We start from the raw sequence: 18,142 nt of genomic DNA on the forward strand, positions 1-18,142 counted from the left end.
CTGGCCGCGGACGGCGGAGTCATGCTCACCGGACGCCTCGACACCCGTACCCACCCCTGGCTCGCCGACCACACCGTCGCCGGCACCGTCCTCCTTCCCGGCACCGCGTTCGTCGAACTTGCCATCCGCGCCGGAGACGAAGTCGGCTGCGGCCACCTCACCGAACTCACCCTCCAGGCACCCCTCGTCGTTCCGTCGGACTCGGGAGTGCGAGTGCAGGTGGTTGTCGGCGCACCCGACGAGGGCGGGTTCCGTGAACTCGCCGTCTATTCGCGTCCGGAACGGGCCGAGCACGATCAGCCCTGGTCGCGGCATGCCGAAGGGCTGCTGAGTCCACTGCCCGCGGTGTCGGCGTCCGCCGGTTTCGCCGCGTGGCCGCCACCTGGCGCCGAACAGGTGGACGTGAGTGATTTCTACGCCACGGCCGCTGCCGCCGGGTACGGCTACGGGCCCGCCTTCCAAGGGCTCTGTGCCGTCTGGCGGCGGGGCGAGGAGGTCTTCGCGGAGGTCACCCTGCCGGAGGCGGAGCGGGCGACGGCCGACCGCTTCGGCCTCCACCCGGCCCTCTTCGACGCCGCCCTGCACGCCATCGGCTTCGGTGCGCGCGACGGCGACCCGGCCGCGCTGAGGCTGCCGTTCTCATGGTCCGGGGTCACCCTCCTCGCGGGCGGTGCCGAACGGCTCCGGGTGCGGATAGCGCCCACGGCCGAGGACGCCCTGAGCATCGAGGTCGCCGACACGACCGGCGCTCCCGTTGCCGTCGTGGACGCGCTGGTCCTGCGGACGGTCACCGCCGACCAGCTGGCCGCGGCCGGGGCGCCGGACGCCGACTCCCTCTTCGTCCTCGACTGGACGCCCGTGCCGGTGCCCGCCGCCGGCCGGGCCGAGCGGTGGGCCGTACTCGGTGACACGCTTCCCGTGCCCGAGGGCGCGGTCGTCCGCGCGGACCTCGCGTCGGTCGGGGACCCGGTCCCCGAGGTCATTCTGTGGGCGCCTCCCGTCGCCGCCGGGACCGGCTCCCCAGTCACCCCCACCTCCGCCGGTCCCGCCGACACGCCAGACAGCACCCCCACCCCCCTCGCAGACCGCGCGAGGCAGGTCACCGAGACCGTCCTCGCCCTCGTCCAGGACTGGCTGGCGCAGGAGCGGCTCGCGGAGTCGCGGCTCGTCGTCGTGACCCGCGGTGCCGTATCGACGGGCCACGACGCGGATCTCACCGACCTGGCCGCCGCCCCCGCCTGGGGGCTCGTCCGCGCCGCCCAGTCCGAGAACCCGGGCCGCTTCCTCCTGCTGGACCTGGACCCGGACGAGGAGCCCGACGCGGAGCGCGTCGCGTCCGCGGTGGCGGCCGCACTGGAGGCCGACGAGACGCAGATCGCCGTACGCGAAGGCACCCCGCTGGCTCCGCGCCTGGTGCGGCCCGGCAGCGGGGAAGCGCTGGTACCGCCCGCGGAAGCCGCCTGGCGCCTGGACACGGCAGCCTCCGGCACCCTGGACGGGCTGACCCTGCTGCCCTTCCCGGAGGCCACCGCGCCGCTCACCGCCGGACAGGTGCGGGTCTCGGTGCGCGCCGCCGGCGTGAACTTCCGTGACGTCCTCATCGGCCTCGGCATGGTCCCCGGCCAGACCGTCATGGGCAGCGAGGGTGCCGGTGTGGTCACCGAAGTCGGCCCCGGGGTAACCCGGTTCGCGCCCGGCGACCACGTCCTCGGCCTCATGGGCGGCGCCCTCGGCCCCCTCGCGGTCACCGACGAACGGGTCCTCGCCCCCGTTCCCGAGGGCTGGTCGTTCGAGCAGGCGGCGTCGGTGCCGGTGGTGTTCCTGACGGCGTACTACGGTCTGGTCGATCTCGCTTCGGTCCGGGAGGGCGACAGGGTCCTCGTCCATGCGGGCGCCGGCGGAGTGGGCATGGCGGCGATCCAGCTGGCCCGTCACTTCGGTGCGACCGTGCTCGCCACCGCGAGCCCCGCCAAGTGGGATGTCCTGCGCGGCCTCGGCCTGCCGGACGAGGCGATCGCCTCCTCCCGCGACCTCGACTTCCGCGACGCCTTCAAGGCCGCGACCGGCGGTTCCGGAGCCGACATCGTCCTCAACTCGCTCACCCGCGAGTACGTGGACGCCTCCCTGGACCTGCTGCCCCGCGGAGGCCGCTTCCTGGAACTCGGCAAGACCGATCGGCGCGACCCGGCCATGGTCGCCGAGGACCACCCCGGCGTCACCTACGCCGCCTACGACCTCGCCGACGCCGGAGCGGACCGCATCGGCGAGATGCTCACCGAGATCCTGCGGCTGCTGACCACCGGAAAACTCAGCCCGCTGCCCGTGACCGTCCGGGACGTGCGCCGGGCCCCGGAGGCGTTCCGGCTCATCAGCCAGGCCAAGCACATCGGCAAGGTCGTCCTCACCACACCACCCCTCCTCGACCCCGCCGGCACCGTCCTCATCACCGGCGGGACCGGCACCCTCGGCGGACTCCTCGCCCGCCACCTCGTCACCGAGCACGGAGTACGGCACCTGCTGCTCACCAGCCGCACCGGCCCGCAGGCACCCGGAGCCGACGAACTCGTAGCCGGGATACAGCAGTTGGGCGTCCAGGTGGAGGTGGCGGCCTGCGACACGGCGGACCGCGCCCAGCTCGCCGCCCTCCTCCACGGCAGGAACCTCACCGGCGTCGTGCACGCCGCCGGTGTTCTGGACGACGGCGTGTTCGCCGCGCAGACCCCCGAGAAGCTGGCCCGCGTATGGCGCGCCAAGGCCGAGGCGGCGACGCACCTGCACGAGCTGACCCGCGACAGCGACCTCGCCCTCTTCGCCCTCTACTCCTCCGCCGCCGGGGTCGGCGGCGGCGCAGGCCAGGCCAACTACGCCGCCGCCAACACCTTCCTCGACGCCCTCGCCCACCACCGCCGCGCCCGAGGACTGCCCGCCCTCTCCCTCGCCTGGGGCCTGTGGGAGCAGGCCAGCGCCATGACCGGCCACCTCGACACCTCCGCCGCCCACCGCGCCCGCCAGGACGGCCTGGTCAGGCCGATGGACAGCGAGACCGGCCTCGCCCTCTTCGACGCCGCCCGGCGACTGGACGAGGCACTGGCCGTACCGCTCAGGCTCGACCTCGCAGCGATGCGCGCCCGCGCCCGCACCACCGCCGACATCCGCCCGCTCTTCCGCGCCCTGGTCAGGCCCGCCGGACGCGGCAGGGCCGCCGACCCCGGGCCGGGCACCGACGGGGCCGCCGCACTCACCGCCACCCTCGCCGGCCTCGGCGCCGCCGAACGCGAGCACCGGCTGCTGGAACTGGTCCGCACCCACGCGAGCGCGGTCCTCGGCCACACCGGCACCCGCGACGTCGAGGCCAACCGGCCCTTCAAGGATCTCGGCTTCGACTCCCTGACAGCCGTCGAACTGCGCAACCGGCTCGGCACCGCCACCGGCCTGCGCCTCGCCACCACCGTCGTCTTCGACCAGCCCACCCCGCTCGCCCTCAGCAAACACCTCCTCGACAAGATCGCGCCCCCTTCGGACGGTGCGACCGCGGACCCGGACCGCCCCGAGGAGGCCGGGGACGCGGAACTCGCCCGCGTACTGGCCACGATCCCGCCCCACCGCCTCCGCGAGGCCGGCCTGGCGGAGGCGCTGCTGCGACTCGCCCGGGCCGAAGCGACAGCGGACACCCCCACCGAGAACACCCCCAGCGACGACGACGGAACCACCGACGCCATCGCGGACATGGAGGTCGACGACCTCGTCCGGATGGCCCTCGGGGATGCCGGCTCCGACTCCTGAGACGACAACCCGAGAAGACGGAGGCGTCATGACCGACCCCACCCCCAACGGCAAGGACGACAAGGTCGTCGCCGCGCTGCGCGCCTCGCTGACCGAGGCGGACCGGCTCCGCAAACAGAACCGTCGGCTGCTGGCCGCGGCCCGCGAGCCCATCGCGATCGTCTCCATGGCCTGCCGCTTCCCCGGCGGCGTCCGCTCGCCCGAGGAACTCTGGCGCCTGGTCGACACCGGCACGGACGCCATGTCCGCCTTCCCCACCGACCGTGGCTGGGACCTCGCCGCGCTCTACGACCCCGACCCGGACCGCACCGGCACCTCGTACGTCCGCGAGGGCGGATTCCTCTACGACGCCGCCGAGTTCGACGCCGACCTGTTCGGCATCTCCCCGCGCGAGGCACTGGCGATGGACCCGCAGCAACGCCTGCTGCTGGAGACGTCCTGGGAACTGCTGGAGCGCGCCGGAATCGACCCGGCGGACCTGCGCGGCAGGCAGGTGGGCACCTTCGTCGGCGGCGGCCACTCCGGCTACGGCACCACGGGCGCACGCCTGCCCGAGGGAGCCGAGGGATACGCCCTGACCGGCAGCACCTCCAGCGTCATGTCCGGCCGCGTCGCCTACACCTTCGGCTTCGAAGGCCCCGCGGTCACCGTCGACACCGCCTGCTCCTCCTCACTGGTCGCCCTGCACATGGCGGTTCAGGCACTGCGCAACGGCGAATGCGAGATGGCCCTCGCGGGCGGCTCCGCGGTCATGGCCACCCCGTTCGGCTTCGTCGAGTTCAGCCGCCAGCGCGGACTCGCCGCCGACGGCCGCTGCAAGGCCTTCTCGGCGGCCGCCGACGGCACCGGCTGGGGCGAGGGCGCCGGAGTACTGCTCCTGGAGAGGCTCTCCGACGCCCAGCGCAACGGCCACCAGGTCCTCGCCGTCGTACGCGGATCAGCGGTCAACCAGGACGGCGCCTCCAACGGCCTCACCGCACCCAACGGACCCGCACAGCAACGCGTCATCCGCGCCGCGCTCGCCAACGCCGGACTCGACACCACCGACGTCGACACCGTCGAGGCACACGGCACCGGAACCGCCCTCGGCGACCCCATCGAGGCACACGCACTGCTGGAGACGTACGGCCAAGGCCGCTCCGCCGACAGCCCGTTGTGGCTGGGATCGGTGAAGTCGAACATCGGGCACACCCAGTACGCGGCCGGTGTGGCGGGAGTCATCAAACTGGTGATGTCCATGCGGGAGGGCGTGCTGCCGCGCACCCTCCACGTCGACGAACCCACCCCGCACGTCGACTGGTCCACCGGAGCCGTGGAACTCCTCGAACAGGCCGTGCCCTGGGAACGCGGCGAACGCCCCCGCCGTGGCGCGGTGTCCGGCTTCGGCATCAGCGGCACGAACGCCCACGTGATTCTGGAGGAGGCGCCGGAGGCGGCGGTTCTTGACACGCGGTCTGCTGGAACCGGGTTGCTGCCGTGGGTGGTGTCCGGAGGTTCTGCCGAGGCGTTGGTGGCTCAGGCGGGGCGGTTGGCTGAGGTCGCCGGGGTGTTGGATCCGGTGGATGTCGGGTGGTCGTTGGCGAGTGGGCGGGCGGCGTTGAGTCATCGGGCTGTGGTGTGGGGTGCCGATGGTGGGGAGTTGGCGGCTGGGCTTGCGGGGGTCGGGTCTTCGGGGCCGGTTGCCGAGGGTCGTCTGGCGTTTCTGTTTACGGGGCAGGGGGCTCAGCGGGCGCGGATGGGCCGTGAACTCGCTGCTCAATTCCCGGTGTTCGCTGCTGCGTTAGGTGAGGTGTGTGCGGGGTTCGAGGGCTTGCTGCCCGAGCCCTTGGCGGATGTGCTGTCCGCGGAAACTCCCGGTGTGTTGGACGAGACGGTGTTCACGCAGGCGGGGTTGTTCGCGGTCGAGGTGGCGCTTTATCGGCTTGTCGAGTCGTGGGGTGTTCGCCCGGACTTCGTGATGGGGCATTCGGTCGGGGAGTTGGTCGCTGCGTATGTGGCGGGGGTGTTCTCGCTGGGGGATGCCTGTCGTCTGGTGGCTGCCAGGGGTGGGTTGATGCAGGCGCTGCCTTCGGGCGGGGCGATGCTCTCGGTCCAGGCTCCTTTGGCGGACGTCGAAGATGTGCTGGGCTCGGTGGATGTGGCAGCCGTGAATGGGCCCGCATCTGTTGTTCTTTCGGGTCCCGAGGCTGAAATCGAAGCTGTACGACAGCAGTTGACCGCCGTCGGGGTGAAGACTCGAAGGCTTACGGTTTCCCACGCCTTCCATTCCTCGCTCATGGAGCCGATGCTCGCCGAGTTCGAGCAGGTCGCGGCGGGCATTGAGTTCTCCGAGCCGCAGATTCCGGTGGTCTCGAATGTGTCGGGGCGGCTGGCGGGGGAGGAGTTGTGCACGCCCGCGTACTGGGTGCGGCACATCCGGCAGACCGTCCGTTTCGCCGACGGTGTCAGCTGGCTGGCCGATGCGGGCGTGACGAAGTTCCTTGAGCTGGGTCCGGACGCGACGCTGACCGCGATGGCCGCGGAATGCGCGGAAGGGCTCTTCGTTCCGACAACCCGCCGCGATCACGACGAGGTCGAGACGTTCACCTCGGCCGTCTCCCGCCTCTGGGCCGGCGGAGTCGACGTCGACTGGCCTGCCCTCTTCGCCGACCGCAATCCCCGCCGTGTCGACCTGCCCACCTACGCCTTCCAACGCGACCGCTACTGGATCGAAAGCTCCGCCGCACCGCAGGCCACCGCCGAGGACGCCCAGTTCTGGGAGGCCGTGGAGCGTGAGGATGCCGCCGCCCTCGCCGAGGCCCTCGACGGTACGGATGTCGCGGTGCGGGAAGCCCTGCCCGCGCTGGCTGCCTGGCGGCGCCGGCGCCGGGAGCGGAGTGCCGCCGACAACCTGCGTTACACGGTCACCTGGGTGCCGCTGACCGCCACGGAGCAGACGGCAAAAGGCCGTTGGCTGGTGGCCGTACCCGAGACCGGCGGCGAATCCGCCTGGACGTCCGCGGTCCTGGCCGCCCTCGCCTCGGCCGGGATCGACCCGGTCCCTCTGCCCGTCCCGCTCACCGGTGACCCCGGCGCCACGCTGATCGAGCGGCTCACCGAGCCCCGCTGCTCCGCGCAGGAGTCCCCGTACGCCGGTGTGCTCTCCCTTCTCGGCGGTGACCCCGCAGCCCTCACCCCCGATGCCGACGGTCTGGCGCCTGCGGTCACCGCCACCCTCGCCCTGCTGCACGCCCTCACCGCCACCGGGACCGACGCGCCCCTGTGGTGTGCCACCCGGGGTGCCGTCAGTGCCGCGCCCTCCGATCGCGCGCCCGACACGGGGGGTGCCGCCCTCTGGGGGCTCGGCCGGGTCGTAGGGCTGGAACTACCCGATCTGTGGGGCGGTCTGGTGGATCTGCCCGACGTGCTGGACGAGCGGACCGGCCGCCTGCTCGCCACCGCGCTGCGAGGAGCCGGCGGTGAGGACCAACTGGCCGTCCGCCCGGCCGGGTTGCTGGGCCGCAGGCTCACCCGAGCCGGGGCCGGGGCCGAGGCTCGGGAGGCGGGGGAGTGGCCGTCGCGGGGCACCGTGCTCATCACCGGTGGTACCGGCGCGCTCGGCGCCCACGTCGCCCGTTCCCTCGCCGAGGCGGGCGCCGAACATCTGCTGCTGCTCAGCCGCCGGGGCCCGGAGGCACCCGGCGCCGGGGAACTCGCCGCCGAACTGCGCGCGACGGGCACCCGGGTCACGGTGACCGCCTGCGACGCGGCCGACCGGGAGCAACTGGCCGCGGTACTGGCCGACATACCCCGGGAGCTGCCGCTCACGGCGGTGGTCCACACCGCGGGCATCGTCGAGGACGGAGTGGTCGCCTCGCTCACCCAGGAGACCCTGCGACGGGTGCTGCGGCCGAAGTCCGCCGCGGCCCGGAACCTGCACGAACTGACACACAACCAGAAGTTGTCGGCCTTCGTCCTGTTCTCCTCCGTGTCCGGCACCGTGGGGACCCTCGGTCAGGCCGCCTACGCGGCCGCCAACGCCTCCCTCGACGCGCTCGCCGCGCGGCGGCGGGCCGCGGGGCTGCCCGCCACGTCCGTCTCCTGGGGCCCCTGGGCCGGAGGGGGCATGGCGGGCGAGCGGATCGTCGAGACCGGGGTCCGGCGAGCCGGTCTGGTACCGCTGGAGCCCGCCCGCGCCGTGGCCGCGCTGCGCCGGGCCGTGCTCGGCGGCACCGACGCCTCCGGCGCGGTCACCGTGATGGACGCCGACTGGGAGCGGTTCGCCGCCGCCTTCACCGGCAGCCGCCCCAGCCCCCTCCTCGGGGGCCTCCCGGAGGTACGCGAGGCCCTCGCCGGCCAGGGCACCGCGGGCGGTCGTACGGCGGGGGCCGACGACCTCTCCGTACGGCTGGCCGCGCTGCCCGCCCGGGACCGGGAGCGGGCCGTCGTGGACGCCGTACGCGGGCAGGTGGCCGGGGCGCTCGGGCACGCCTCCCCGCAGCGGGTGGATCCCGAACGGCCCTTCAAGGAACTGGGCTTCGACTCGCTCACCGCCGTCGATCTCCGCAACCGGCTCATCGCCCACACCGGGCTGCGGCTGCCCACCACCCTCGTCTTCGACTACCCCACCACCACCGCGCTCGGCCGCCACCTCCTCACCCGGCTCCTCCCCGACCTGGACGAGACCGCCGGGGCGGCACCGGCCGCGGGGCCGGACGGCCCGCTCGACGACGATCCGATCGTGGTCATCGGCATGGGCTGCCGGCTGCCCGGCGGAGTCGACTCGCCCGAATCCCTGTGGGAGCTGCTGACCGAGGGGCGCGACGCCATCACCCCCTGCCCCGACGACCGCGGCTGGGACATCGAGGACTACTACCACCCCGACCCCGAACAGCCCGGCAGCACCTACGGCCGCGAAGGCGGCTTCATGACCGGCGCGGACACCTTCGACGCCGGGTTCTTCGGGATCTCGCCGCGCGAGGCGCTCGCGATGGACCCCCAGCAGCGGCTCCTCCTCGAAGCAAGCTGGGAGACCGTCGAACGCGCGGGCATCGACCCGCACCGCCTGCGCGGCAGCCGCACCGGCGTCTTCGTCGGCCTCGTCGCCTTCGACTACGCGCACGCCTACGGTCCCGGCCAGGAGGACCTCGAAGGGTTCCTCGGCATCGGCAACTCCGCGAGCGTCGCCTCCGGCCGGGTCGCCTACGCGCTCGGCCTGGAGGGCCAGGCCATCACCGTCGACACCGCCTGCTCGTCCTCGCTGGTCACCCTGCACCTCGCCGCCCGGGCCCTGCGCAACGGCGAGTGCTCCCTCGCCCTCGCGGGAGGCGTCACCGTGCTGCCGTCGCCGTCGATCTTCCTGGAGTTCAGCCGCCAGCGCGGACTGTCCGCCGACGGCCGGTGCCGAGCCTTCTCCTCCGACGCCAACGGCTTCGCACCCGCCGAGGGTGTCGGCATGCTGCTCCTCGAACGGCTCTCCGACGCACGCCGCAACGGCCACCGCGTCCTCGCCGTCGTCAAGGGCACCGCGATCAACCAGGACGGCGCCTCCAACGGCCTCACCGCGCCCAACGGCCCCTCCCAGCAGCGCGTCATCCGCGCCGCGCTCGCCCAGGCCGGGCTCGACACCGCCGATGTCGACGCCGTCGAGGCGCACGGCACCGGCACCACCCTCGGCGACCCCATCGAGGCGCAGGCACTCCTGGCCACCTACGGCCAGGGCCGGGCGCCGGACCGGCCGCTCTGGCTCGGCTCGGTCAAGTCCAACCTCGGTCACACCCAGGCCGCCGCCGGGGTCACCGGCGTCATCAAGATGATCCTGGCGATGCGCGAAGGGCTGCTGCCGAAGACGCTGCACGTCAACGAGCCGACCCCGCACGTCGACTGGGCCGGCGGTGACGTCGCCCTCCTCACCGAGGCCACGCCCTGGCCGGAGACGGGCCGCGCCCGACGCGCCGGAGTCTCCTCCTTCGGCATCAGCGGCACCAACGCCCACGTCATCCTGGAGGCCCCGGAACCCGCCGACGCCGCCATCCCCGCGCCCCAGCCCGGCACCGGCGACCCGGTCTGGCGGAACGGACCCCCGCCGTGGGTCCTGTCGGCCCGCGACACGGGCGCACTGCGCGCCCAGGCCGCCCGACTCGCCGCCGACTCGGAGGCCACGGCGGACGCCCCGGACCCCGCCGACGTCTCCTTCGCGCTGCTGACCCGCCGCGCTGCCCTGGAACACCGCGCCGTCCTCCTCGGCGCCGACCGCGCCGCACTGCTGGACGCGGCCCGCGCCCTGGCGGAGGGCGAGGACGCACCGGCCGGGCGGATCGTCACCGGCCGGGCCAAGGCCCCCGCCGGCGTCACGTTCGTCTTCCCCGGCCAGGGCTCGCAGTGGTACGGCATGGGCCGCGAACTCCTCGCCGCCAGCCCCGTCTTCGCCGCCCGGATCGCCGAATGCCAGGCCGCCCTGGCGCCGTACGTCGAATGGAACCTCACCGAACTCCTCAACGGGCCGGAAGCGGACTCCCGTTGGGCGGACTGGATCGACCACGTCGAGATCATCCAGCCCGCGCTCTGGGCGATGATGATCTCGCTGGCCGCCGTCTGGGAGTCCCTCGGCATCACACCGTCCGCGGTCGTCGGCCACTCCCAGGGCGAACTCGCCGCCGCCGTGGTAGCAGGGGCGGTCACCCTGGACGACGCCGCCCGCGTCATCACCGCCCGCGCGGCGATCGGCGCGGAACTCACCGGCCGCGGCGCGGTGGTGTCCGTGGCCGAGGGCGCGGAGAAGCTCGCCGAGCGGCTGGCCGCACGCCACGGCACGCTCTGCGTCGGCGCCGTCAACAGCCCGTCCTCCACCGTCGTCGCCGGCACCCACGAGGCGCTGGACGCGCTCATCGCCGAGCTGGAGGCCGACGGCGTCTGGTGCCGACGGGTCGTCCACTCCTACGCCTCCCACTCACCCCAGATGGAGGAGATCAGGGAACGGCTGCTCACCGCCATCGGAACCGTCACCCCCGGGCCCGGCCGGGCCGCCTTCCTCTCCACCGTGACCGGCGGCCCGCACGACGCGGCCGGCCTGGACTCCGCCTACTGGTTCCGCAACCAGCGCGAACCGGTGGCCTTCCGCGCCGCCGTGGAGGCCGCGCTCGACCTGGGCCACACCACGCTCATCGAGGTCAGCGCCCACCCCGTGCTCATCGCCGCCCTGGAGGACATCGCCGCAGCGGCCGCCTGCCCCGCGACGGTGACCGGCACACTCCGGCGACAGGAAGGCGGCCCCGACCGGTTCGCCTCGGCCGCCGCCACCCTGTGGACCGCCGGTGGAGACGTCGACTGGACCACCCTCCACTCGGGCCGCACCACCAGCCACGTCGACCTCCCCACCTACCCCTTCCAGCGGCGCCGCTACTGGCTCACCGCGCCCGCCGGCACCGCGGGCGACCCCGCCGGCCTCGGTCTCGCCGACACCGGCCACCCCCTGCTCGGCGCGGTCGTACGCCCCGCCGACGGCGAAGGGCTGCTCCTCACCGGGCGCCTCTCCGCGCACGGCCACCCCTGGCTGGGGCAGCACCGGCTGCTCGGCACACCACTGCTCCCCGGCTCGGTCCTGACCGAGCTGGCGATACGGGCCGGCGACGAGGCGGGCTGCGGACGGCTGCGCGAGCTGGTCCTGGGCAGCCCGCTCGTCCTGCCCGAGCGGGGCGGGATACTCCTCCAAGTCGCCGTGGGCACACCGGAAGACGGCGGCGAACGCACGGTGGCGATCCACTCCCGCCCCGAGAACAGCCCCGCGGACGAGCCCTGGACCCGCCACGCGGAGGGCGTCCTGCTCCCGGATTCCGGTGGCGCGCAGGGGGGCGCGGACACGGTTCCGGCGGCCGCCGGCCCCCTCACCACCTGGCCGCCGCTCGGCGCCGAACCCCTCGACGTCTCCGGCTTCTACTCCGGTGCGGAGGAGGCCGGTTACGGCTACGGCCCCGCCTTCCAGGGCCTGCGAGCGGCCTGGAGGCTCGGTGACGAGATCTACGCCGAGGCCGCCCTCCCCGAAGCCCTGCGGACCGAGGCCCAGCGCTACGGACTCCACCCGGTCCTCCTCGACACCGCCCTCCAGGCGGGCGGGCTCTCCCATCCCACCGAGACGCGTGAACTCGATCCGGAAAAGGCCGAGTTGCGCCAGCCCTTCGCCTGGTCGGACGTCCGCCTGCACGCCACCGGCGCCACCGAACTCCGCGTCCGCCTCACCCCGACAGCCCCCGACGGCACCCGCATCCTGCTCGCCGACCCGGAGGGCCGTACGGTCGCCGAGATCGCCGCGCTGGTCCAACGGCCCGTCGACGCGGCACAGCTCGCCGCCGCGGCCCCCGCCGACGTACTGCTCCACACCGAGTGGCAGCCGGCCGCAGGACAACGAGAACCCGCCCTGAATGACGACGAGTTCACCACCTGGACCGTCCTCGGCGACGACCGGCTCGACCTCGCCGCGAGCCTTCAGGAGGACGGCCACGCGGTCGTCGGCCACCCGGAACTCGCCGGCCTCCTGGCCACCCTGGACGCGGGCCTGCCCGCCCCCGAGTGGCTCCTGCTGCCGACCACGTCCGCGTACGGCACGGCTGCGGCCGGCGAGGCCGAGGAGCGGGCGGCGGCCCTGCTGTACCGCTGCCTCACCGAGGAACGGCTGACCGGAACCCGCCTGGCCGTGATCACCCGCGGCGCGATCGCCACAGCCGACGCCATGACCGGCCCCGAGGGCGTGGGCGAGGCGGACGGGGCGCCCCTCCTCGCCGACCCGGCCGCCGGAACCGCCCTGCACCACCTCGTACGAGGCATCCAGGCCGAACACCCCGGCCGCGTCGTCCACATCGACCTGGACACCGGCGCGGACCCCGACATACCCGGCGCCCTCCGCACCGCGCACACCACGGCCGAGCCGACCCTCGCCCTGCGCGAAGGCACCCTCCTGACCCCCCGCGCCCGACGCCTGACCACCCCCGAGGCGCCCCCGGCCCAGGCCCACAAACCGCTGGACGGCCCCGTCCTGCTCACCGCCGCCGGTGACGGCGCCCCCGCCGCCACCCTCGTCCACCACCTGGTGACCGAACGCGCCGTGCGCTCCCTGCTCGTCGCCGCCCCCGCCACCGACCCGCTCACCGAGCTGACGAGCGCCCTCGATGATCTCCTCCGCACCCATGAAGCAACCCTGGAACGGGTCACGGGCGACCTCTCCGACCGGAGTTGGCTGACCGGACTCCTCACCCGGCACCAACCCACCGCGATCGTCGACACGGCGGCGGACCCCACCACCACACTCCACCTCCACGACCTCACCACGGACACCGAACTCCAAGCCTTCGCCGTACTCACCGCCCACCCCGACCCGGCCCTCACCGCGCTGGCCCACCGCCGCCGCGCGGCCGGACTGCCCGTCGCCCTGGTCACCGGCCCGCTCTGGGAGCACCGCGCCAAGACCCCGCAGGACACCGCAGCGGACCCGACCACGCCACGGTCCGCGGCCCGCGCCCTGGCCGGCGTCCTCGACCGGAGCCTGCCGCCGCTCGTCGCCACCCGACTCGACCCGGCGGACCTGCGCCGCCGCACGGCCGACGGCACCCTCCCGCCGGAACTGCGAGACCTCGCACCAGCCGGTCCGACCCGCCGCCGCGACGCCGCCGGCGCCACCGAAGGCACCGATCCGGCCACGGGCGACGCGCTCCTGCGCGACCTCGCCGGGCTCACCACCGACGAACGCCTGCACCACCTCACCGACCTGGTACGCCGTCAGGCCGCGGCCGTCCTCGGCCACGACTCCGCCGAAGCCGTCGATACCGACCGGCAGTTCAAGGACATCGGCTTCGACTCGATGATGGCCGTCCAGCTCCGCAACCGCCTCGCCGCCCGGACCGGGCTCACCTTCCCGCCCACCCTGGTCTTCACCTACCCCGCCCCCACCACCCTCGCCGCCCACCTGGACGAACGGCTCGCCGTCGCCAGCGGCGCCCCTGCGGCGGCCGACGACACCGACCGCGTCCTGGCCGAGATCGAACGCCTCGACACCGCCCTCGCGGCCGTCGAACCCGGCATCGGCGACCACACCGCCCGCACCCGCGTCGTGAAACGACTCGAAGCGGTGCTCTGGCGATGGACCGGCACCACCACACCCACGGGCGACGGCCCCGGCGACGGCCTCCTCGACGGCAGCGCCCTCGACTCCGTCACCGACGACGAGATGTTCGACCTGATCGACCGCGAGCTTGGAGCCTAGGGAGTCCCCGAGATGCCGAACAACGAAGACAAGCTCCGCGAATACCTCAAGCGCGTCACCGCCGACTACTCCCAGGTGAGGCAGCGGCTGCGCGAACTGGAGGCCAGGGATCAGGACCCGGTCGCGATCGTCGGCATGGCCTGCCGCTTCCCCGGCGGCGTAACCTCACCCGAGGAACTGTGGCGCATGGTCGCCGACGGCACCGACGGCATCACCCCGTTCCCCACCGACCGGGGCTGGGACGAGGACCTCCACGACCCCGACCCCGACGCCTACGGCAAGAGCTACGTCGTCCAGGGCGGCTTCCTGCACGACGCCGCCGACTTCGACCCCGAGTTCTTCGGCATCTCGCCCCGCGAAGCCCTCGCCATGGACCCCCAGCAGCGGCTCCTCCTCGAAACGTCCTGGGAGGCGGTCGAACGCGCCGGCATCGTCCCCGCCACCCTGCGCGGAACCCGGACCGGAGTCTTCGCCGGAGCCGTCGCCGCCGACTACGCCGCCCGCCTCGACACGGTCCCCGAGGAGATCGAGGGCTTCCTCGTCACCGGCAACATGACCGCCGTCGTCTCCGGCAGGATCTCCTACGTCCTGGGCCTGGAAGGCCCCGCCGTCACCGTCGACACCGCCTGCTCCTCCTCCCTCGTCGCCACCCACCTCGGCGTCCAGGCCCTGCGCAACGGCGAATGCGACCTAGCCCTGGCCGGCGGCGTCACCGTCATGCCCACCCCGTCCGGCTTCATCGGCTTCAGCCGCCAGCGCGGACTCGCCAAGGACGGCCGCTGCAAGGCCTTCGCCGCCGCCGCGGACGGCACCATCTGGTCCGAGGGCGTCGGCGTCCTGCTCCTCGAACGCCTCTCCGACGCCCGCCGCAACGGCCACCAGGTCCTCGCCGTCATCCGCGGCTCCGCCACCAACCAGGACGGTGCCAGCAACGGTCTCAGCGCCCCCAGCGAACTCGCCCAACGCCGGGTCATCCAGCAGGCCCTGGACAGCGCACGGCTCACCCCGCGCGACATCGACGCCGTCGAGGCCCACGGCACCGGCACCACCCTCGGCGACCCGATCGAGGCCCAGGCACTCCTCGCCACCTACGGACAGGGCCGCGCCGACGACCGCCCGCTGTGGCTGGGCTCGATCAAGTCCAACATCGGCCACTCGGGCGCGTGCGCGGGAGTCGCTGGCGTCATCAAGACGGTGATGGCCCTGCGCGAGGGCGTCCTGCCCCGCACCCTCCACATCGACGAACCCACCCCCCACGTCGACTGGACCTCCGGCAACGTCCGCCTCCTCACCGAATCCCGAGCCTGGCCCACCCAGGACGACCACGTCCGCCGCGCCGCCGTGTCCTCCTTCGGCGTCTCCGGGACGAACGCGCACGTGATCCTGGAGGAGGCGGAGTCGGGGGCGGCGCCGCTGGTGGTCTCCGGTTCCGGTGCGTTGTCGGGTTCGCCGGTGGTGCCGTGGTTGGTGTCGGGGCGTTCGGCGGGGGCGTTGGCTGCGCAGGCGGGGCGGCTTGCGGGGGTGGCCGGGGCGCCGGTGGATGTGGGGTGGGGGCTGTGGTCCTCGCGTTCTGCCCTGGAGCACCGGGCTGTGGTGTGGGGGCGGGAGTCAGCCGAACTGAGCGCTGGGCTGGCGGCTTTGGCCTCCGGGAGTGTGTCGACTCAGGCTGTTTCCGGGGTTGTGTCGGGTGCTGGTGGGCCGGTGTTGGTGTTTCCGGGGCAGGGGTCGCAGTGGGTGGGGATGGGGCGGGGGTTGTTGGAGTCCTCGCCGGTGTTCACGTCACGGATCGCGGAGTGCGAGAGCGCCCTGTCTCCCTTTGTGGAGTGGTCGCTCACCGATGTGCTGCGCGGTGATGACGACGGTTGGCTGCAGCGGGTTGATGTGGTGCAGCCGGTGTTGTGGGCGGTGATGGTGTCGTTGGCCGCGCTGTGGGAGTCCCTCGGCGTGGAGCCGGCTGCGGTGATTGGTCATTCGCAGGGTGAGATTGCGGCTGCGGCGGTGGTCGGTGCGTTGAGTTTGGAGGATGCGGCGCGGGTGGTGGCGCTGCGTTCGGCTGCTGTACGGGATGAACTGGCTGGTCGTGGTGGCATGTTGTCGCTTGTGGCGGGTCCGGAGCGGGTGTCGGAGTGGGTGGGGCCGTACGGGGACCGGGTGTCGGTCGCTGTCTACAACGGTCCTGACGCCACCGTGGTGGCCGGTGATCCGGAGGCGCTGGATGAGATCGCGGCGGCCGCTGAAGCCGCTGGGGTGCGGGCCCGTCGCGTCCCCGTGGACTACGCCTCCCACTCCGCACAGGTGGAGGACATCCGGGACCGGCTCCTCGACGCTCTCGCCCCGGTCCAGCCGCGCGCTTCCCGCATTCCCCTGATCTCGACGGTGACCGGTGAGCCGCTGGACACCGCAACGATGGACGCGACGTACTGGTACGAGGGTCTGCGTCAGCCGGTCCGCTTCACCGACGCCATCCAAGTAGCCCTGGACCAGGGGCATTCCCGTCTGATCGAGGTGTCCGCGCACCCCGTCCTGACCACCGCCGTGCAGGCCATCGCGGAAGCCGTGGAGACTCCGCTCACTGTTGTCGGAACCCTGCGCCGGGACGAGGACGAGAACACCCGAGTCATCGCCAGCGCGGCCGAACTCTGGGTCCAGGGCGCCGACATCGACTGGTCCGCCGTATACGTGGGCCGTGCCGTCGAACGTGTCGACCTCCCCACCTACGCATTCCAACACCGCCGCTACTGGCTGGAGTCCAGCTCATCGGTGGCCGACGTCACCGGCGCGGGTCTCGCCGCCGCCGATCACCCACTGCTCGGCGCCGCGGTCAGCCTCGCCGCCGATGGCGGTCTGGTCCTGACGGGCCAACTCTCCCTGCGGACGCACCCGTGGCTCGCCGACCACGCCGTCGCGGGCGCGGTGCTGTTGCCCGGCACCGGTTTCGTCGAACTGGCCATCAGGGCCGGTGACGAGGTCGGCTGCGGTCAGCTCACCGAACTCACCCTCCAGGCACCGCTGGTGCTCCCGGAGAAGGGAGACACCCATCTTCAGGTGGTCGTCGGTGCCGCCGACGACCAGGGAGGGCGGCGCGCACTCTCCGTGTACTCCCGTCCAGCCGAGTCCGGACCCGACCGGGAATGGACCCTCCACGCGGAAGGACTGCTGAGCCCGGAGCCGGTCACCGCGCCCGGAACGGACCTCACCGCATGGCCCCCGGCTGGCGCCGAGACCATTGACGTGTCCGACTTCTATCCGGGCGTCGAGGCGGTCGGCTACGGCTATGGGACCGCGTTCCAGGGGTTGCGGGCGGTGTGGCGGCGGGGTGGTGAGGTGTTCGCCGAGGTGGAGTTGGGGGAGTCGCAGCGGGCGGAGGCGGCTCGGTTCGGCATTCATCCGGCTCTGCTGGACGCGGCGTTGCACGCCAACGGATTCGGCGAGTTCGGCGGCGACGACGCCGTGTTGAGGCTGCCGTTCGCGTGGACGGGTGTGTCGTTGTTCGCGGCGGGTGCGGACCGTCTGCGGGTGCGTATCACGGAGGCGGGCGAGGACGCGCTGCGGGTCGAGGTGGCGGACGGCACGGGACAGCCGGTCGCCGAGATCCGTTCACTGGTGCTGCGTCCGGTGTCGGCGGCGGCGCTGGGCGGGACGCGGGACACGGAACTCGACGGCCTCTTCCGCACGGAGTGGACGTCGCTGCCGGTCCCGGACGAGGTGACGGATGCGGGCGTATGGGCCGTCCTCGGTACCGAGGACCCGTACAACGTCGGTGCAGCCGTGCAGGGCGCCGGGCTCGCCGTCGACTCGTATCCGGACCTCGACGGGCTGCGGGTGGTGATGGAGGCCGGTGTGCCTGCGCCCTCCTTGGTCTTCTGGACCCCCGGCAGCGTCGAGGGAGACCCCGCTGAGGCCGGTTTGCGGGTGGCGGCGGAGGTGCTGGCCGTGGTGGGGGAGTGGCTGGCTGATGAGGGGCTGGTGGGTTCGCGGTTGGTGGTGGTGACGCGGGGGGCTGTCGCTGCTGTGGGTGGTGTGGTGGACGACCTGGTGTCGGCTGGTGTGTGGGGGTTGGTGCGGTCGGCGCAGTCGGAGAATCCGGGTCGGTTGGTGTTGGTGGATCTGGATCCGGGTTCGGATCTG

The 18,142-nt window shown here is 73.3% G+C and carries 3 protein-coding genes; all 3 read left to right on the plus strand.

Going from position 1 to position 18,142, the window contains the following annotated elements; translation table 11 throughout:
• Positions 1-3,783 (plus strand): SDR family NAD(P)-dependent oxidoreductase (locus ABT296_RS37100; RefSeq protein ID WP_351934321.1); only part of this gene is annotated, 3,783 nt, incomplete at its 5' end.
• 28 nt (positions 3,784-3,811) lie between these two features.
• Positions 3,812-14,014, plus strand: coding sequence for a type I polyketide synthase (locus tag ABT296_RS37105; RefSeq protein WP_351934322.1), 10,203 nt, complete (start codon positions 3,812-3,814; stop codon positions 14,012-14,014).
• A 12-nt stretch (positions 14,015-14,026) separates the two neighbouring features.
• The coding region (locus ABT296_RS37110; RefSeq protein WP_351934324.1) for a type I polyketide synthase at positions 14,027-18,142 on the plus strand (4,116 nt) is incomplete at its 3' end.

This window comes from Streptomyces sp. NPDC000983, from assembly GCF_040299205.1.
GTDB lineage: Bacteria > Actinomycetota > Actinomycetes > Streptomycetales > Streptomycetaceae > Streptomyces.